This window comes from Dactylosporangium sp. CA-152071, from assembly GCF_050936335.1.
GTDB classification, from domain to species: Bacteria; Actinomycetota; Actinomycetes; order Mycobacteriales; family Micromonosporaceae; genus Dactylosporangium; species Dactylosporangium maewongense.
The window spans coordinates 411277-431453 of record NZ_JBNJMZ010000001.1 but is presented as its reverse complement, the minus strand read 5'-3'; the positions used below and the strand labels follow the sequence as shown (position 1 = coordinate 431453).

The 20177-nt window shown below is 76.0% G+C and carries 6 protein-coding genes; 2 read left to right on the top strand and 4 right to left on the bottom strand.

All coding sequences use genetic code 11. The features are described 5' to 3' along the window. Positions 1-14 precede the first annotated feature (14 nt). The 4 genes from rfbH to ACQEVZ_RS01570 all read right to left on the bottom strand — a co-directional run bounded on the left by rfbH (position 15) and on the right by ACQEVZ_RS01570 (position 11340). Positions 15-1325 carry a lipopolysaccharide biosynthesis protein RfbH gene (gene rfbH, locus ACQEVZ_RS01585; protein WP_360565513.1) on the bottom strand — a complete coding sequence of 437 codons (1311 nt, stop codon included), beginning with the start codon at positions 1323-1325 and terminating at the stop codon, positions 15-17. A gap of 28 nt (positions 1326-1353) precedes the next feature. Beyond that, positions 1354-2331, bottom strand: a complete 978-nt coding sequence (locus tag ACQEVZ_RS01580; RefSeq protein ID WP_433360224.1) for an NAD-dependent epimerase/dehydratase family protein — start codon at positions 2329-2331, stop codon at positions 1354-1356. Positions 2332-2435: 104 nt separating this feature from the next. Then, the gene (locus ACQEVZ_RS01575) at positions 2436-3779 is read right to left on the bottom strand and encodes an MFS transporter (RefSeq protein ID WP_433360221.1); all 1344 of its coding nucleotides are present in this window, start codon (positions 3777-3779) and stop codon (positions 2436-2438) included. 1 nt (position 3780) lies between these two features. Beyond that, positions 3781-11340, bottom strand: coding sequence for an amino acid adenylation domain-containing protein (locus ACQEVZ_RS01570; protein ID WP_433360218.1), 7560 nt, complete (start codon positions 11338-11340; stop codon positions 3781-3783). 133 nt (positions 11341-11473) lie between these two features. On the opposite strand from ACQEVZ_RS01570, the gene ACQEVZ_RS01565 reads away from it, so the two are divergent. Together ACQEVZ_RS01565 and ACQEVZ_RS01560 are read left to right on the top strand one after the other, a co-directional pair. After that, positions 11474-19408: an amino acid adenylation domain-containing protein gene (locus tag ACQEVZ_RS01565; protein WP_433360215.1), complete on the top strand. Its 7935-nt coding sequence runs from the start codon at positions 11474-11476 to the stop codon at positions 19406-19408. Beyond that, complete coding sequence (locus ACQEVZ_RS01560) at positions 19401-20156, top strand: thioesterase II family protein (RefSeq protein WP_433360212.1); 756 nt, start codon at positions 19401-19403, stop codon at positions 20154-20156. The genes ACQEVZ_RS01565 and ACQEVZ_RS01560 overlap by 8 nt, the downstream gene beginning before the upstream one ends. Positions 20157-20177 lie beyond the last annotated feature (21 nt).

The following is a 20177-nucleotide window of genomic DNA, read 5'->3' as shown; positions in this document are numbered from 1 at the left end:
GGGTGAAACGTCCGTCAGTGGCGGCGCTCGGCGAACTCGCGGATCGAGGCGACCATGTAGTCGATCATCTCGGCGGTGACGCCCGGGAAGACGCCGATCCAGAAGGTGCGCTCGGTGATGACGTCGCTGTTCTCCAGGGTGCCGCTGACGCGGTAGGGCTCGTCGCGGTATGCGGGCTGCCGGGCCAGGTTGCCGGCGAACAGCAGCCGGGTGCCGATGTTGCGTGACTGCAGGAAGTCCACCAGCGCCCGCCGCTCGAAGCCCGCGTCGGCGGTGAGGGTGATGACGAACCCGAACCAGCTCGGGTCGCTGCCCGGCGTCGCCTCCGGCAGCAGCAGGCCCGGCGTGCCGTCGAGGCCGTCGCGCAGCCGCTGCCAGTTGCGCCGGCGGGCGGCCACGAAGTCTTCCAGCTTCGTCAGCTGGGTCAGGCCCAGCGCGGCCTGGATGTCGGTGGCCTTCAGGTTGTAGCCGACGTGGGAGAAGATGTACTTGTGGTCGTAGCCGTACGGCAGGTCGCCCATCTGGTAGTCGAACCGCTTGAGGCACTTGTTGTCCTGCCCCGGCTCGCACCAGCAGTCCCGGCCCCAGTCGCGCATCGACTCGGTGATCCGCGCCAGCTCCAGGCTGTCGGTCAGGATGCAGCCGCCCTCGCCCATCGTCAGGTGGTGCGCGGGGTAGAAGCTGACCGTCGAGTAGTCGCCGAACGTGCCGGTGGTCTGCCCCTGGTAGGTGGACAGGACCGCGTCGCAGTTGTCCTCGACGAGGAACAGGCCCCGGTCCTTGCACAGCTGCCGGATCTCCGCGACGGGGAACGGGTTGCCCATCGTGTGCGCCATCATCACCATGCGGGTCTTCGGGCTCAGCGCCGCCTCGACCCGCTCGACGGTGGTGTTGTAGGTGCCGAGGTCGACGTCGACGAAGACGGGGACGAGACCGTGCTGCAGCAGCGGGTTGACGGTCGTCGGGAAGCTGGCCGCGACGGTGATCACCTCGTCGCCGGGCCGCAGCCGCCGGTCGCCGAGCTCCGGCGCGGCCAGCGACGCGACGGCGAGGAGGTTGGCCGAGGAGCCGGAGTTCGTCAGGTGGGCCTTGCGCACGCCGATCGTGCGGGCGAAGAGCCGCTCGAAGCGCAGCGCGGTCGCGCCGGAGGCGATGCGCATCTCCAGCGCCTGCTCGACCAGCGCGGCCCGGTCGTCCTCGTCGAGGACCGCGCCGGACGGCATGATGTGGGTGACGCCCGGCACGAAGCCCTGATCGGCCGCCGCCCGGTCGCGGTGGAGCTTGCGGGTCTGCTCCAGGATGAGCTGCTTGACCTCGTCAGCCATGCGTGGGATCTCCGTTCGGTGCAGAGCTTCAATGGAAGGCGGTCGCGTGCGCCCGCGCCTGCAGCCACAGTGCGGCGACGGCGTCAGCGAGCGGCCGGGTCGGCTCCCAGCACAGGGCGCGCCGGGCGGTGCGGAGGTCGAGCGGCTGTGCGGTGATGCCCGCGTCCCGGCGTTCGCCCGGCGCGGCCGGACCTGCCGCCCGGGCGGTGCCCCCGGCGCACCGCAGCAGCAGGTCCACGAGGTCGGTGACGGCGGTCAGCCGCCCGCCGCCGACGTTGACGACGGACGGCACCCGGCGGGCCGTGGCGGCGCACAGGACGGCGTCGCCGACGTCGCGGACGTCGACGAAGTCGCGGTGTCCGGCCAGCGGCGGCAGCACGACATCCGAGGGGTCGGCGGCGATCCGGCGCGCGATCCCGCCGAGCAGGCTGTCCGCGGGGGCCCACGGACCGATGGCGGTGGAGATGCGCAGGACGACCGCGTCGAGGCGTCCGGCGTCGGCGGCGTCGGTCACGGTACGGGTCCCGGCCAGCTTGGTCTGCGCGTACCGGCTGACCGGGCGCTCGGTGAGGTCCTCGGTGAGCGGCGTGCCGGCCGGCTGGTCGCCGTACTCGTACGCGGACCCGATGTGCACCAGCCGGACGCCCGCCCGGCCGGCGAGGGCGCCGACGAGACGCTCGACCAGCAGCACGTTGCCGTCGTGGAGCCGGCGCTCGTCGCGGCCGTCGGCGCCCCACAGCGCCCCGGCGGCGTTGACGACGAGGTCCGGCGCGGCCGCCCGCAGCGCGGCGGCGAGGTCCTCGGGGCGGTCGCGGACCGGGTCCATGGGCAGGGGCCGGCAGCCGGATGCGAGCCGTTCGCCGGCGGTCCCGGGGTCGCGGACGGCGGCGGTGACCCGCCAGCCGGCGTCCAGCAGCGCCGCGCTCGCGTTGCGCCCGACGAACCCGGTCGCACCGAACACCACCGCGTGCGGCGCCGGATCGCGGGTGGGTCCGGTCGAGTGCATGACGGCCTCCTCAGCGCGTGCTGCCATCCTGCGGCAGGCGTCGCGGGTCGGCGCCGCACTCAGACGAAGTCTGGGGGTTTCCCCGGTCTCGGGGTCGCTGCCGGTCACGCCGCCGCCGGCTGCGGCTCAGGCGAAGGGTCCGGCGAAGGCGCGGGCGGGGGCGAAGGCTCAGGCGCGGGGGCGTCGGGCAGCTCCCGCTCGAGGAGCCGCACCCGCGGGCGCAGCGCGGTGAACGCGACGATACCCAGCAGCAGCGGGGCGGCGGCGAGGAAGACGAGCGCGATCCCGCCCGCGGTGCCGCCGCCGGTGACCCGCCCGAGCGTCCCGTGCAGGGGGCCGCCCGGGTCGACCAGCGGCGTCGCCGCGTACTGCGCGAGCGGGCCCGCGGTCGCGTACGCGAGCGGCTGCGCGGACCAGGCGATCATCCGCCGGACGGCGAAGACCCGGCCCTGCACCTCCTGGGGTGTCTTGCGTTGCCACAGGGTGGCGGTGACCGCGTTCGTCACGGCGTACCCGGCGAGGATGCCGAACATGCCGGCGGCGGCGGTCCACACGGCGTGCCCGGCGCCCATGGCGACGACGAGGACGGCCTGCACGGTGGCGACGGTGAGGACGGCCCGGATCCGGTGCCGTGGCTCGCGGGTGACGCTGATGACGGCGCCGCCGAGCACCATCCCGGCCCAGCCGACGGCCTCGACGATCCCGTAGGCGGCCGCCCCGGCGAGGCTCAGCACCAGCGGCGGGACCAGCACGATCACCCACTGCATGCCGAAGTTGTGCACCGCGAAGAACAGCAGCAGGCCGGACAGGCCCGGCCGGGCCCGGATGTACCGCCACCCGGCGCTGAGCTCGCCGGTGAGCTTCGCCTGGTGTTCCCGGGCCGGCGGGGGCGGCATCCGCCGCAGCGACCACAGCATCGTGCCGAGCGCGGCCGTGAACGTGAGCACGTCGAGCAGCAGCAGGCCGCGCAGCCCGAGCACGCCGTACAGGCTGCCGGCTATGACGGCGCCGAGGACCTCGCCGACGGCCTCGGCGAGCCCGACCCGGCCGTTGGCCTTGCTGAGGTGCTCCCGGGGCACGATCTCGGCGACGAGCGCGGAGAACGCCGGCCACTGGATGGCCTTGAACACCGACAGCAGGACCGCGACGACGTACACCATCCAGATCGCGAACATGCCGGTGCTGACCAGGAGCAGGGCGACGAGCGTGACGGCGGCGGTGCCGGCGTCGCTGAGCAGCATGGCCCGGCGGCGGTCCCACCGGTCGACGAGGGCGCCGGCGAGCGGCAGCAGCACGATCCCGGGCAGCGTCGCGGCGAGGACCATGAACGTGAACGCCGCCGGTGAGCCGGTCCGGTCGTACACCCAGATGCCGGCGGAGAACGCGGTCACCGACGAGCCGATGAGGGAGACGGCCTGGCCCGCCCAGAGGACGTGGAACAGCCGCATGTCAGGCACCTTCCGTCAGATCGGCGAGCAGCTGGAGCAGGTCGGCGAGGCGGCGCTCGACGGTCGCGGCGTCGTACAGCGCGGTGCTGTACTCGATCCAGCCGCTGATGCCGTCCGCGGTCTCGCGGCAGCGCAGGTGCAGGTCGTAGCGGCAGGTGCCGCGGTCCACGTCGACCCGTTCGAGCCGCAGCCCGGGCAGGTCCTCCGCGCCCGGCGGCAGGTTCTGCATCGCGAACATGAACCGGCACAGCGGGGGCCGGTCCCCGGCGCGCGCGGCCGGGTCGTAGCGGTCGGCGAGCGCCTCGAACGGGGTCCCCTGGTGCTCCCAGATGGCGAGCATCGTGGCGCGGACCCGCGCGACGAGCTCCGGGAACGTGGGTGCCCCGGTGACGTCCGCCGGCACCGGCACGACATCGGCGAACGGGCCGACCTCGTCCTGCGTCGCCGTGTCCCGGCCGGCGACGGGCACCGCGATCAGGAACCGTTCGGCGCCGGACTGCCGGGCCAGCCACATCTGTACCGCGGCGAACAGGACCATGAAGGTGGTGGCGCCGGTCGCGTCGGCCGCCGCCCGCACGGCCGCGGACAGCTCGGCCGGGAACGTGAAGCGGTGGGTGGCGCCGGCCAGGGACCAGGTCGCGGTCCGGGGCCGGTCGGGTGCGGCGGCCACGTCGACGGGTATCCCGCCGACACGGTCGTCCCAGAACGCGAGGTCTGAGGCGACGTGCGGGGAGAAGCCCGCGACCGCGGGCAGCGCCGGCCGGGCGCCGCCGGTGAAGTGGGCGTAGTACGCGGCGACGTCGCGCTGGATGACGCTCAGCGACCACCCGTCGGCGACGGCATGGTGCACGGCGATGCCGAACAGGTGCGTGCCGTCGCCGGCGCGGACGACGGTGGCCCGGACCATGGGGCCGTCGTGGAGGTGGAACGGGCGGCGCAGATCGGCTTCCAGCAATGCTGCGTCGCCGGTCTGGTGGACCGTGATCTCGGCCGGCAGCACCGGCTCGACGACCGTGCTCAGGTGCCCGCCGGTGACCGGGAACCTGGTGCGCAGCGCGGGGTGCCGGGCCACGACGGCGTCGACGGCCCGCGCCAGGGCGACGACGTCCAGGTCGCCGTGCAGCCGGGCGGCGAAGCCGATGTTGTACGCGGCACCGCTGTCCTTGTGCCGCAGCATGGCCTCCTGCGCCGGCGTCGGCCGGCCGGCACCGGACTCCACTGTGGAACCGTGCGTGTCCGCAGTGGAGGCGGACGGGATCGCGGCCGCGATCGCGGCGACGGTGCGCAGGTCGAAGACCGCCCGCAGCGGCACGTCCCGGCCGAACGCCGCCCGCAGCGCCGCGGCGAGGCGGGCGGCGAGCAGCGAGTGCCCGCCGAGGGCGAAGAAGTCGTCGTCGCGCCCACACGGCCCGCAGTCCGGCAGCTCGGTGCCGAGCACCTCCTGGAACACGGCGGCGACCCGGCGCTCGGTCTCGGTCCGCGGCGGGTCGGCGACCGGCGCCGGGAGCGGCACCGCTGCCAGGGCCTTCCGGTCGACCTTCTGGTTGGTGGTGCGGGGCAGCGCGGCGACGGCGTGCAGGGTCGCGGGCAGCAGGTGCTCCGGCAGCAGCTCGCGCAGCGCGGCCCGGAGCGCGGCGGCGTCGACCCCGGCGGGTGCCACGAAGGCGGCCAGCCGGGCCGGCGACCCGGTGACCACGACGGCCGCCTCGGCGACGCCGGGCAGGCCGCGCAGGACCGCCTCGACCTCGCCGGGCTCGACCCGGTTGCCGCGGATCTTCACCTGGTCGTCGTCGCGGCCGACGAAGTGCAGCACCCCGCCGGCGTCGCGGACGGCGGTGTCGCCGGTGCGGTACGCGCGGGCGCCGGGCACCCCGGAGAACGGGTCGGGCACGAAGCTCGCCGCGGTCAGGTCCGGCCGGCCGTGGTAGCCGTCGGCGAGCCGGTCGCCGCCGATCCACACCTCGCCGGGCACGCCGGTGGCGGCGAGGTCGCCGGCGGCGTCGACGAGCCACACCCGGGCGCCGGGCGCGGGCCGGCCGATCGGGGCGCTGCCGCGCTCGCCGGGCTCGGCGTCCACCGCGTGCCAGGTGGTGGTCATGGTGGCCTCGGTCGGCCCGTACTGGTTGACGACCGAGGGCCGCCCGGCGAACAGGGCCCGGGTGCGGGCGGCGTCGTGCCGGTCGAGGACCTCCCCGGCGGTGAGGACCAGCCGCAGCCGCTCCCCGGCGCCGGGCCGGGACGCGGCCTCGGCGAGCAGCGCCCGCAGCAGGGTCGGCACGACGCTGAGCAGGCAGGTGACGCCGTCGCGGTCGATCGCGTCGAGGATGGCGGCCGGGTCGGTGGCCTGCTCGTCGGCGAGCAGCACGACGCGGGCGCCGGCCGCGAGCGGCCCGAGCAGGTCCCGGACCGACGCGTCGAAGGCGAGCGCCGGCAGCTGCAGGACGGTGTCGCCGGCGCCGAGCCGGAACGTCGGCAGCAGGTAACCGGTGAGATAGCCGGCCGCGGCGGCGTGCGGGGTGCGGACGCCCTTCGGTGTCCCGGTCGAGCCGGAGGTGTAGGCGAGGTAGGCCACCGACCGCGGCCTCGGCCGGCCGTCACCGGACAGGGCGGGGGCGGCGGGGTCGAGGCGCCGCACGGCGAGGCCCTCGGTGACGAGGCTGTGGGCGCCGCTGTCGCGCAGGACGGCGTCCCGGCGGGCCTGGGGGTGGCGCAGGTCGAGCGCGACGTACGCGGCGCCGGTCCGCAGCACGGCGAGGACCGCCACGACCTGGTCCGCGCCGCGGGTGAGCGCGATGCCGACGACGTGACCGCCGCGCACCCCGTTGGCGCGCAGCCGTCCCGCGAGGTCGGCGGCGCGCTCGCCGAGCTGCCGGTAGGTGGCCGCGCCGGCGGCCGTGCACAGGGCCACGGCGTCGGGGCGGCGGAGGATCTCGTCGTCGACGAGCGTGTGCAGGCAGGTCGGCGTGGGCCGCTCCGCGGGCTCCTCGCCGGTGAGCGCCTCCCGCTGCGCCGGGTCGAGCAGGTCGAGGCGGGACAGGGGCGTGTCGGGGTCGGCGGCGGCACGGTCGAGCAGCGTCAGCAGGTGCCCGGCGGTGCGGGCGATACGGTCGGCGTCGAAGCGGGCCGTCTGGTACACCAGCGATCCCGCGAGCCCGTCCGGCCCGTCCTCGAACGACAGGTTGAGCTCGGCCTTCGCCGCTGACGGCACGAACGGCTCCGGGTGCAGCGTCACCCCACCGGCCAGGGTCGCCGCGGCCGGCGCCTGGTCGATGGTCACGGTGTACCGGGTGAGCGCCGCCGCGTCCAGCCGCAACGCCTCGACGAGGCGGGCGAACGGCAGCTGACGGTGCTCGTACGCCTCGACGACCGCGGCCCGCACGTCGCGCAGCAGCTCCCGGAACGTCCCCGCGGCGGGCACCCGGACCCGCAGCAGCACGGTGTTGAGCAGCGCGCCGACGACCTGCTCCAGCTCCGGGCGGGCCCGGTCGGCGACCGGCATCGCCAGGACGACGTCGCGGCTGCCGGTCCACCGGTGCAGCAGCGTCACGTAGCCGGCGAGCAACACCATGAACGGGGTGCCACCCTCGGCCGCCGCGAGGTCCCGCAGCGCGGTCGCGACCGGCGCGGGCACGGTGAAGCGGTGCGCGGACCCGGCGGGGTCGGCTGCGGCCGGGCGGGGGCGGTCGGCGGGCAGGTCGGGTCCGCCGGGCAGGTCCCGCAGGCGGTCCCGCCAGTAGGCGAGCTCCGCGCCGAGCCGGTCGCCGCCGGCAAGGCCCTGCTGCCAGAGCGCGTAGTCCGCGGGGGTGCGGCGGGCCGGCACCGGCGGCTGCGGCCGGCCCTCGGCGGCGGCCTCGTAGGCGGCGACGAGGTCGTCGTGCAGGACGTTCATCGACCAGGCGTCGACGACCGCGTGGTGGAACGCGAGCGCCAGGACGTGTTCGTCGCCGGCGACGGCGATCAGGGCCGCCCGCATGAGCGGCGCGGCCGCCAGGTCGAACCCGGTGCCGGTGACGTCGCCGACGAGCGCCGCCAGCGCGGCCGCCCGGTCCGGCTCCGGCAGGTGCCGCAGGTCGTGCCGGTGGACGGTGGCGTCGATCCGGTCGGCGACGACCCGGCGGGGTGTGCCGCCGTCGGCGGTGAACGCGGTCCGCAGCGCCTCGTGCCGCTTCGGCAGCGCGGTCAGCGCGACCACGAGCGCGTCGGCGTCGAGCGGGCCGCGGAGCCGGCTGACGACCGGCACCACGTAGGACGGGTCGGCCGGGTGGAGCTGGTCGACGAGCCACATCCCGGCCTCGGTCGCGGACAGCTCCGGCACCGGGCCGGTCGCGGCGGTGACCGCGGGCAGCGGCGGGCCGGCGGCGGCCGCCCGGTCCAGCAGGACGGCGAACCGGGCCGGGGTGGGCGCGTCGAACGCCCACTTCAGCGGCGCGTCGACGCCGAGGGTCTGCTGGACCCGGGCGAGGAGCCGCACCGCGAGGATCGAGTGCCCGCCGAGGGCGAAGAAGTCGTCGTCGCGGCCGGCCCGTTCGAGGCCGAGGACCTCCGCCCACAGCGCGGCGAGCGCTGCCTCGGTGTCGCCCCGCGGGGCGGCGTAGGCGACGGGGTCGGGTGCGGCGTCCGGCGGGTCGGGCAGCTGCCGGTGGTCGACCTTGCCGCTGGACAGCTGCGGCAGCGCCGGCAGCACCATGATGACGGCGGGCACCATGTACTCCGGCAGCCGGGTCCGCAGCCAGCGCTGCAGTTCGGCGGGGTCGGGCGGGGTGTCGCCCGGGGTCACGTACGCGACGAGACGGTCGTCGCGGGCGACGACGGCGGCGTGCCGGACGCGTTCGGTGAGCACCGATTCGATCTCGCCGAGCTCGACCCGGAAGCCGCGCAGCTTCACCTGCCGGTCGAGCCGGCCGAGGAAGTCGATGAGGCCGTCGTCGCGCCACCGGACGAGGTCGCCGGTGCGGTACAGCCGGCCGCCGGGCGGACCGTACGGGTCGGGCACGAACCGGTCGGCGGTGAGGTCGGGCCGCCCGAGGTAGCCGCGGGCCAGCTGGACCCCGCCGACGCACAGCTCGCCGGGCACGCCGACGGGCTGCGGTTGGAGGTCGGCGTCCAGCACGTAGCAGCGCACGTTGGTGGTGGCGGCGCCGATCGGCACCCGCGGGTCGCCGTCGAGCCGGCACCGGTCGGCGGTGACGTTGACGGCGGTCTCCGTCGGGCCGTAGGCGTTGTAGAGCTCCGCGCCGAGCGACGTGAGGAACCTGGCCCGCAGGTCGGGGGTCAGTGCCTCGCCGGCGCTCTTGACCACCCGCAGCGCGGGCAGCGGGGTGTCGCCGCCGTACGCCAGCAGCGCCGCGAGCATCGTCGGCACGAACCGCACGTAGGTGACCTGCTCGGCGGCGAGCAGCGAGCGCAGGTAGGCCGGGTCGCGGTGGCCGCCGGGCTCGGCGATGACCAGCCGGGCGCCGCTGCTCAGCGCGGCGAAGATCTCCACCACCGAGTCGTCGAACGTGACGTTGGTCTTGAACAGCACGGTCGCGTCGGGGCCGAGCGCGAACCGGTCGACCTGCCAGTGCACCTGGTTGTGGGCGGCGCGGTGGCTGACCATGACGCCCTTGGGCCGGCCGGTGGAGCCGGACGTGTAGAAGACGTAGGCGAGGTGCTCAGGCAGGATCTCCGGGTCGGGGCAGCGGTCGGAACGGGCCGCGATCCGGTCGCGTTCGGCGTCGACGCACACTGCTGTGACGTCAGGAGCGAGGATCCCGGCGAGGGCGGTGTCGGTGACGACGAGGGTGGCGCCGGCGTCCCGCACGACCGTCGCGGTGCGGTCGGCCGGGTGGTCGGGGTCCAGTGGCAGGTACGGGGCGCCGGCCCGCACGATCGCGACGATCGCGACGACGAGGTCGATGCCGCGGTGCAGCAGCACGCCGACGGGCCGGTCCGGGGCGGCGCCCGCGTCGCGCAGGTGGGCGGCGAGCCGGTCGACCCGGGCCATCAGCTCCCGGTAGGTGACCTGGCGGCCGCTCTGCACCAGCGCCACGGCGTCGCTGTCGCGGCGGGCGGCGATGCGGGCGGTGAGGTCGGGACGGTCGGCGTGCGCCTTGACCGGGCCCTGCCACGCCGCGGTCACCAGCGCGCGCTCGGCGTCGTCCAGCAGCGGCAGCCGGTCCACCGGCAGCCCCGGGTCGGTGGCCGCGGCGGCGAGCAGGGTCAGGTAGTGGCGCATCGCGCGGCGCGCGGCCGGCTCGTCCCACACGTCGCGGCGGTGCTCCAGCTCGACCTCGAGCCCGTCGGCGAGCTCGCTGACCGCGACGACGAGGTCGAACTTCGCGGTGTCCGGCCGGAACCGCTCGACCAGGGTCATCCGGGCGTCCCCGAGCCGCACCGTGGTGCCGGTCCGGGCGGCGGAGCTGTTCCAGTCGAACATGACCTGCACCAGCGGGGCCGCGCCGGTGTCGCGGTCGACCGGCAGCGCCGCGACCACCTGCTCGAACGGCACGTCCTGGTGGGCCTGCGCGGCGGCGGCCGCGTCGCGGACCTGGTCCAGCAGCGCCGCGAACGGCAGCAGCGGCGCGACGTCGGCACGGACCACGACCGTGTTGACGAACAGGCCGATGAGCGGCTCGACCTCCGGCAGGGCGCGGTTGGCGACGGGGGTGCCGACGAGGATGTCGCGCTGCCCGCTGTAGCGGTGCAGCAGCGCGTGCAGGGCCGCCAGCAGCACCACGTGCGGGGTGGCGCCGTGGGCGCGGGCGAGGGCCCGGACCGCGGCGGTGACCTCGGCGCCGACCCTGGCCCGCAGCCGGCCGCCGCCCGTGTTCCCGGCCGGTCCGGGGCCCGGCGACGGCAGCTCGATGCGCTGGGCGGCGTCCGCGAGCCGGCCGGACCAGTACGCCAGCTGACCGTCGAAGCCGCCGGTGGCGAGGCGGTGCGCCTGCCAGGCGGCGTAGTCGGCGTACTGGACCGCCGGGGCCTTGACCGCCGGGCCGGTGCCCAGGGCGGCGGCGTAGCCGGCGGACAGCTCGCGGGCGAAGACGTCGACGGACCAGCCGTCGAAGGCGATGTGGTGCACGGTGAGCACCAGGTGGTGCCGGTCCTCGGCGGTGCGGGCGAGCACGGCCCGCCACACCGGTCCCTCGCGGAGGTCGAACGGCCGCTCGTATTCGTCGCGGGTCAGCTCGTCCAGCCGTGCTTCGGTGGCGCCGGGCAGGTCCAGGCGGCGCATCCGGAGCCCGACCGGACCGGTCACCTGCTCCTCGCCGGTGCCGGTGCGCCGGTACGTCGTGCGCAGGACCTCGTGCCGCTCCTCGATGCCGCGCAGCGACGCCTCCACGGCGTCCGAGTCGAGCGGGCCGTCGATGCGCAGCGTGAAGATCACGTGGTAGGTCGGCGTGCCGGGGTCGAGCTGTTCGAGGAAGAGCAGGCGCTGCTGGGCGGGGGCGGCCGGTCGGGGTCCGCTGCCGGGCGTGATCGACGGCTTCGGCGAGCCGGCGGTGAGCCGCGCCAGCCGCTGCTCCACCAGGGTGCGCACGTCGGTCGACAGGAACTCCGGGCTGGTGCTGGTGCTCATCGGGGGTCCCCTCCGTCGCGGCGCGGGGCGCCGGCACGCCACGTCTGCAGACAGGCAACACGACGTGGACTAGGGAACTTGTTAATACCCACCGCCTACGGTCAGTCGCGGGCACCATCGAGACGGGGGACCTGTGCGGCCGACGGATGACGGGACGTTACGGACCGAGCTGGAAGCATCGGTCGAGCGGCTGCTGGACGTGCACGCGCGCGTCATGGCCCACGTGTACGCGCTGATCAGCGAGGCACCGGCCGAAGCGCCATACGAGGCGCCAGCCGCGGCACCAGCCGAGGCGCCCGCGGTACAGCAGCCGCCGCCGCTGAACGAGGCGCCTTACCCCCTGTCGTCGACACAGCGGGAGATCTGGTTCCTCGACCAGCTCGGCGACGCATCCTCGCAGGCCTACAACGAGACCGTGCTGCTGGACCTCGCCGGACCAGTCGACCCCGAGACGCTGCGCCGCGCGCTGGAAACGGTGGTGGCACGGCACGACAGCCTCCGCACCGTGTTCGCCGCGGACGGGTCCTGGCAGCGGGTGCTCCCACCCGCGCCGGTCGAGCTGCCCGTCGTGGACGCCGGCACCGGGCGCGCCGAGTGGCTCGACGGCCGGGTCCAGGAGACGTTCGACCTGACGCGCGGGCCGCTGCTGCGCGCCGCGCTGCTGCGCCTCGCGCCCGAGCACCATCAGCTGCACCTGCTCGTCCACCACAGCGTCGTGGACGGATGGTCGTTCGTGGTCGTCATCGACGAGCTGCTGCACCTGTACGAGCAGCTGCGCACCGGCGTCTCCGCGGGACTGGTGCCCGCCCCGGCCTACCGCGACCACGTCGCGCGCCAAGCGGCCCGCCGCGACGGCCCGGCCGGGCAGGCGGCGGCGTCGTACTGGACCGAACGGTTCCGCGGGCCGCGGCCCGTGCTGCAGCTGCCGCTGGACCGCCCCCGGCCCGCCCGCGGTGCCGGCCGCGCGGCCCGCATCGACCTCCCCCTGGACCCGGCCGTCGCCGGCCTCGCCGCGACCCGGGCCCGCGAGCTGCACACCACCCTGTTCACGGTGCTGTTCGCCGCGTACGCGCACCTGCTGCACCGGCTCACCGGCGACGACGACATCGTCGTGGGCATCCCGGTGGCCCATCGCGACCACCCCGGCGCGGACGTGCTCGTCGGGCACTGCAACACGGTGCTGCCGGTCCGGCTGGTCCGCGACGGCGCCGCCACGTTCGCCGAGCAGGTGCGGGCCGTCCAGCAGGCGCTCGTCGGCGCCTACGACCACCCCGACTTCAGCATCGAGCTGCTCCGCGGCGAGGGCGCCGACCCCGCGCCGCTGCTGCGGACGTTCTTCAACCTCGACCGGGCCCGGGTCATGCCGCACCCGACCGGGCTGCACGCCTCCGTCGTGACCCCGCCCGCAGCGGTCGCGAAGGTCGACCTGTTCGTCGACATGCTCGTCGTCGAGCGCGACCTCACCGTCGTCTTCGAGTACGACACCGCCCTGTTCGACGCGGTGACCGTGCGGGGCTTCGCGGCCATGTACGAGCACGTGCTGCGCGGCCTGACCGCCCGCCCCGGCGACCGCGTCGACACCCTGGAGCTGACCCCGCCGGGGCAGCGCCGGGAGCTGCTCGCCGCCGGGCGCGGCCCACTGACGGCGCCGGTCGCCGCCCGCAACGTCCTGGAGCTGATCGAGCGGCAGGCGGCGGCGAGCCCGGACGCGATCGCGGTCGTGCACGGCGCCGAGCGGCTGTCCTATGTGGACCTCGAAGCGCGTGCCGACGCGCTCGCCGGGCGGCTGCGCCGCGAAGGCGTCGGGGCCGAGGACCGTGTCGGCGTGCTGCTGCCCCGCGGCGCCGACCTGGTCGTCGCGGTCCTCGGCGTGTGGAAGGCCGGGGCGGCGTTCGTCGCCCTCGACCCGGACCAGCCCGCCGCCCGCCGCGCCGCGGTCGCCGCCGACGCCGGGGTCCGCGTCGCGGTCACCACCGCCGCCCTGGCCGGACAGTTCGAGGGCGTCAGCGTCCGCGTCAACGACCTCACCACGGAGAACAGCCCCGCGAAGGCCCGGCGGCCGGAGGGTGCCCTCGCCTACGTCATCTACACGTCCGGGTCGACCGGCCGGCCCAAGGGCGTCATGGTCGCCGACGACGCGCTGCTGGCCGTGCAGCGCGGCTGGGACCAGGCGTACCGGCTGCCCGGTCGCGTCACCTCCGTGCTGCAGATGGCGAACTTCGGCTTCGACGTCTTCGTCGGCGACCTCACCCGCGCCCTGTGCAACGGCGCCCGGCTCGTGCTGTGCCCGCGCGACCTGCTGCTGCAGCCCGAGCCGCTGCTGGAGCTGCTGCGGCGGGAGGTCGTCGACTGTGCCGAGTTCGTGCCGCTGGTCGCCCGCCGCCTCGCCGAGCACGCCGCCGCGACCGGTGCGCGCCTGCCCGACCTGCGGCTGCTCATCGTCGGCTCCGACCTGGTGCACGCCGACGACCTCGGCAGGATGCGGGCGCTGCTCGGACCGGGCGGGGAGGTCGTCAACTCCTACGGCCTGACCGAGGCCACGATCGACAGCACCTACCTCGTGCACGACCAGGCGGCGGACAGCGGCGCGCTGTGCCTCATCGGCGGGCCGTACCCCAACGCCGAGGCCTACGTGCTCGACGACGAGCTGCGGCCGGTCCCCGTCGGCGTGCCCGGCATGCTGTACGTCGGCGGCGGCCTCGCCCGCGGCTACGCCGGCCGGCCGGATCTCACCGCGGCGGCGTTCGTCCCGCACCCGTTCCCGCCGACGCCGGGCGCGCGGCTGTACCGCACCGGCGACCTGGCCCGCTACCGCCGCCGCGGCGACGGCCTCACCATCGAATACCTCGGCCGCCGCGACCACCAGGTGAAGATCCGCGGCTACCGCATCGAGCTCGGCGAGGTGGAGGCGGCGCTGCGCGCGGTCACCGGCGCCACCGAGGTCGTCGTCCTGCCGTACAGGGGCGAGACCGACGGCGACGACCGGCTCATCGCCCACGTCGCGACCGGCGAACCGGACGCCGGCAGACAGCTCGCCGGCTGGCACGAGCGGCTCGGCGGGCGGCTGCCGCGGTACATGGTGCCCGACGGCTACGTGCTGCACGACGCGCTGCCGGCCAGCCGCAACGGCAAGGTCGACCGGGCCGCGCTGCTGGCCCGCGGCACCGACGGCGTCCAGGTCGCCCGGCGCGAGTACGTCGCCCCCCGCACCGACCTGGAGCAGCGGCTCGCCGGCGTGTGGTCCGACGTGTTCGGCCGCGAGCGGATCGGCGTCGAGGACGACTTCTTCGCTCTCGGCGGGCACTCGCTGCTGGCGACGAAGCTGGTCAGCCGGGTCCGCACCGCGCTGGGCCTGGAGCTGACGATCCGGGCGCTGTTCGAGACGCCGACGATCGCCGGACTGGCCCGCGGCATCGGCGCGGCCCTCGGCGCCGCCCTCGACGCGGGTCGCGGCAGGGTGGTCGCCGGGGTCAGGCCCGCGCTGACCGCCGCGGCCGTCCGCCCGCCGGCCGTGCCGCTGTCGTCGGCGCAGCAGCGGCTGTGGTTCCTGCACGAGTTCGAGGGGCCGGCCGCGACGTACAACATCCCCCTCGCGCTGCGGCTCACCGGCCCCCTGGACCGCGACGCGCTGCGGGCCGCCTTCCACGACGTCGCCGCCCGGCACGAGACGCTGCGCACGACGGTGCGCACCGTCGACGGCACCGCCGTGCAGCAGGTCGCGCCCGCCGCCGCGGTGCGCGTCCCGTTCCTGACCTCGTCGGTCCACCCCGCCGACCTGCCGGCCGCGGTCGCCGCAGCCGCGGACGGGCCGTTCGACCTCACCGTCGAGCTGCCGCTGCGGGTGCACCTGTTCGCGCTCGGCGCCGGCGAGCACGTCGTCGTCGCGGTGCTGCACCACATCGCCGCCGACGCGTGGTCGATGGCGCCGCTGGCCCGCGACCTCACCGCCGCCTACGCCGCCCGCCGCGACGGCGAGGCGCCACGGTGGGCGCCGCTGCCGGTCCAGTACGCCGACTACACCCTCTGGCAGCAGCGGCTGCTCGGCGCCGGGACCGACCCCGACAGCGTCCTGAGCCGCCAGGTCGCGCACTGGCGGACCGTCCTGGCCGGCGCGCCCGCCGCCCTCGACATCCCCGGCAACGGCACCGGCGCCTTGAAAGAGGGCGAGAGTGCGGGTGCGGGCGTGGGCTTCGCCGTCGACGCCGCGCTGCACGCCGGCCTGGCCCGGCTGGCCCGGGACGCGCGGGGCAGCGTCTTCATGGTCGTGCAGGCGGCCCTCGCCGCGCTGCTCACCCGGCTCGGCGCCGGCACCGACATCCCGATCGGCAGCCCCGTCGCCGGCCGCCTCGACGAGGCCCTCGACGACCTCGTCGGCTTCTTCGTCAACACCCTCGTCCTGCGCACCGACACCTCCGGCGACCCGACGTTCCGGGAGCTGCTGGACCGGGTCCGCGACACCGACCTCGCCGCGTTCGCCCATCAGGACGTGCCGTTCGAGCACCTCGTCCTCGCGCTGAACCCGCCCCGCGTCGACGGCCGGCACCCGTTCTTCCAGGTGATGCTCGTCGCCGACGGCACCGAGCAGGTGCACGCCGAGCTGCCCGGCCTGCGGGTCACCGAGGAGCCCCTGGCGGTGGCGACCGCGAAGTTCGACCTGGTCCTGGTGCTGCGCGAGCGGCACGGCCCCGGCGGGCGCTGCGACGGCATCCGGGCCGACCTGCGCTACCGCACCGACCGTTTCGACCACGCCGACGCTACCCGGCTCACCACCCGCCTGCTGCGGGTCCTGGCCGCGGCCGCCGCCGACCCGGACACGCGCTGCGCCGACCTGGACGTCATGGACGACGCCGAACGGGACCTGGTGCTGCACCGCTGGACCGGCACGACGTCGCCCTCGTCGCCGGCGCCCGCGACGCTGCCGGCGCTCGTCGAGGCGCAGGTCCGGCGCACTCCGGACGCGGTGGCGCTGGACGGTGCCGAGGGCACGGTCACCTACGCCGAGCTGGACGCCCGGGCCGGCGCGCTCGCGGCCAGGCTGCGCGCGGCCGGTGCGGGCCGGGACGGGCGGGTCGCCCTGGCGCTGCCCCGCGGCGCCGGTCTCGTCGCCGCCGCGCTCGCCGCCGGCAAGGCCGGGGCCGCGTTCGTGCCCGTCGACCTCGACGCCCCGGCGGCCCGCATCGCGCGGCTACTGGAGGACGCCCGCCCCGCCGTCGTGGTCACCGACGCGGCGCACCGCGACCTGCTGCCGGACGTGCCGGTCCTGCTCGTCGGCTGCACCGACGACCCGCCCGCGCCCGCGGCCCTCGCGGAGACCCGAGTGGAGGGCCCAGTGGAGGCGCTGCCCGGCGACGAGGCGTACGTGCTGTACACCTCCGGCTCCACCGGCCGCCCGAAGGGCGTCGTCGTGCCGCACGCGGCCGTCGTCAACACCCTGCGCTGGTACGTCGACGCCGCCCCGGTCACGCCGTCCGACCGGGTGCTGTTCAAGACCCCGCTCACCTTCGACCCGGCGCTGCTGGAGCTCTTCGGCACCCTCGCCGCCGGCGCCACCATCGTCCTGGCCGACCCCGACGGGCACCGCGACCCCGACTACCTCGTCCGCGCGATCGAGCGGTTCGCGGTGACGTCGGTGAAGTTCGTGCCGACCACACTGCGGCAGTTCCTCGACGTCGTCGGCGCCGGCAGGTGTACGACCTTGCGCCGCGTCCTCTGCGGCGGCGAGGCGCTCTCCGCCGAGCTCGCCGGCCGCTGCCTGGACCTGCTCGACGTCGAACTGCTCAACCTGTACGGGCCGACGGAGACGGCGATCGAGGCCACCGCCTGGCGGACCCGTCGCGGTGAGCTGCCGCGGCACATCCCGATCGGCCGCCCGATCCGCGGCGCCCGCGCCCACGTCCTCGACGACCGGCTCCGCCCGGTCCCGCCGGGCGCGACCGGCGAGCTGTACCTCGGCGGTGCCGGGCTCGCCCACGGCTACCTGGACCGGCCCGGCCTGACCGCCGCCGCGTTCGTCCCCGACCCGTTCGGGCCGCCCGGCGGGCGGCTGTACCGCACCGGCGACCTCGTCCGCTGGACCGGCGACGGCGAGCTGCTGTTCGTGCGCCGCGCCGACGCCCAGGTGAAGCTGCGCGGCGTGCGGATCGAGCCCGGCGAGGTCGCCGCGGCGCTGCGGGAGCTACCCGGCGTCCTCGACGCGGCCGTCCTCGTGCGACCGGTCGACGGCGAACCCGCGCTCGTCGGCTACGTCGCCCACGGCGCCGCCCCGGCACCCCAGGCCGCCGGGCTGCTCAAGCGGCTGCGGGCGGTCCTGCCGGCGGTCATGGTGCCGGCCTTCCTCGTCCTCATGCCCGCGCTGCCGGAGCTGACCAGCGGCAAGACCGACGAACGGGCCCTCGCCGAGCTGCCGGTGCGGCCCGTCGCCGCGACCTACGTGGCGCCGCGCACCGCCGCCGAGGCCGCGATGCTGCGGGTCTGGGAGGAGGTCCTGGACCGGCCCGGGATCGGCGTCGACGACGACTTCTTCGCCCTCGGCGGCCACTCGATGCTGGCCACCCGCCTCGTTGCCCGCCTCCGCGCCGACCTCGGGGTGGAGGTGCCGGTCCGGGCGGTGTTCGAGGCGCCGACCCCCGCCGGGCTCGCCGCCTTCGTCGACGGCGCGACCGGCAGCACCCGCCCGCCGCTGGTGCCGGCGCCGCGCCCCGACGCCGTGCCGCTGTCCTTCGCCCAGCAGCGGCTGTGGTTCCTGTACCGGCTGACCGGCCCCAGCGCCACCTACAACGTGCCGCTGACGATCCACCTGACCGGCGTCCTCGACACCGCGGCGCTCGCCGGGGCGCTGCGCGACGTCGTCGCCCGGCACGAGAGCCTGCGGACCACGGTCGTCGAGATCGACGGCGTCGCCGCCCAGCGGATCGTGCCGGCGGCGGACGTCGGCGTCGAGCTGACCGTCGTCGACGGCGCCCGCGACCTCGATGACGCCCTCGCCACCACCTTCCGCCTGGAGCAGGACCTCCCGCTGCGCGCGTGGCTGCTGACGGCCGGCCCCGGCGAGCACGTGCTGCGCCTGGTGCTGCACCACATCGCTTGCGACGGCTGGTCGATGGTGCCGCTCGCCACCGACCTCGCCCGCGCCTACGCCGCCAGGGTCGCCGGCGACCCGGTCCGGTGGGAGCCGCTGCCGGCCCAGTACGCCGACTACACGCTGTGGCAGCAGCGGCTGCTCGGCAACCCGCGCGACACCCGCAGCCTGCTGTCCCGGCAGACCGCCTACTGGCGGCGGGCGCTGGCGAAGGCCCCGGCGGAGCTGGCGCTGCCGTTCGACCGGCCCCGCCCCGCCGTGCCGACGTCCGCCGGCCGCGGGGTCCGCTTCACCGTCCCGGCCGAGGTCCACGACGGCATGGCGGCGCTCGCCCGCGGCCACCGGGCCAGCGTCTTCATGGTCGCTCAGGCGGCCCTCGCGGCGCTGCTCACCGGTGCCGGCGCCGGCACCGACATCCCGCTCGGCACCCCCGCCGCCGGGCGGACCGACCCGGCCCTCGACGACCTCGTCGGCATCTTCGTCAACACCGTCGTGCTGCGCACCGACACCTCAGGCGACCCGTCGTTCACCGACCTGCTCGCCCGGGTCCGCGACGCCGACCTCGACGCCTACGCCCACCAGGACGTGCCCTTCGACCACCTGGTGCGGGCGCTGAACCCGGCCAGGTCCGGCGCCCGGCACCCGCTGTTCCAGGTGATGATCGTCGCCGACGACACCGGCCGCGGCGCGCTGGAGCTGCCGGACCTGCGGATGCGGATCGAGCCGGCCCCGTCGACGACGGCGAAGTTCGACCTCAACCTGATGCTGCGCGAGCGGCTCGGCCCCGGCGGCGCCTGCCTCGGCGTCGACGGGCTGCTCGAATACAGCGTCGACCTGTTCGACGACGCGACCGTCGCCCGGCTCGCCGAGCGGTACACGGCGCTGCTCGCCGAGATCGTCGCCGACCCGGGCACCCGCTGCTGCCGCCCCTTCGATGTCCACGACGCCCCAGCCCCAGCTCCAGCGAAGACGGTGACCGCCGGTGAGTGACCTCATGCCCAACCCCTGGCTGCCGAACCGGCGGCGGGCGACCGACACCGTGCTGCGGGTGTTCTGCTTCCCGCACGCCGGCGGCGCCGCCTCCGCGTTCCGGACGTGGCAGCAGCACCTGCCGTACGGCCTCGAGGTGTGCCCGGTCCAGCTGCCCGGCCGCGAGTCCCGCTTCGGCGAGCCGCTGCCGACCGGCGTCGTCGACCTCGTCCCCGACCTCGCCGAGGCGCTGCTGCCCGCCCTGGACGTGCCGTTCGCGCTGCTGGGCAACAGCATGGGCGCGCTCGTCGCCTACGAGCTGACCCGGCACCTGCGCCGCGACCACCTGCCGTCGCCGACCCGCCTGGTGGTCGCCGGGGCGAAACCGCCGGGCGGCGCCGCCCGAATGCCGGCGCTCAGCCACCTGCCGGACCTCGAGTTCGGCCGGGCGATGCAGGCCCGGCACGGCGGCATCCCCGCCGAGGTGCTCGACGACCCGCAGATCGCCGAGATCTACCTGCCGGTGCTGCGGGCCGACATGGCGATGGTCGAAGGCTACGTCCCCGAACCCGGCCCGCCGCTCACCTGCCCCGTCAGCGCGTACGTCGGCGCCGGCGACACCGTCAGCAGCGCCGAGGACGTCGACGGCTGGGCCGCGGTGACCACCGGCCGGTTCGACCGCCGGATCCTGCCCGGGGACCACTTCGCCGTCCTCAGCCACGCGGAGCTCGTCCTCGGCCGCCTCGCCGACGAGCTCGCCCTGCGCTGATTTTGCCTGTTGCAACACTCG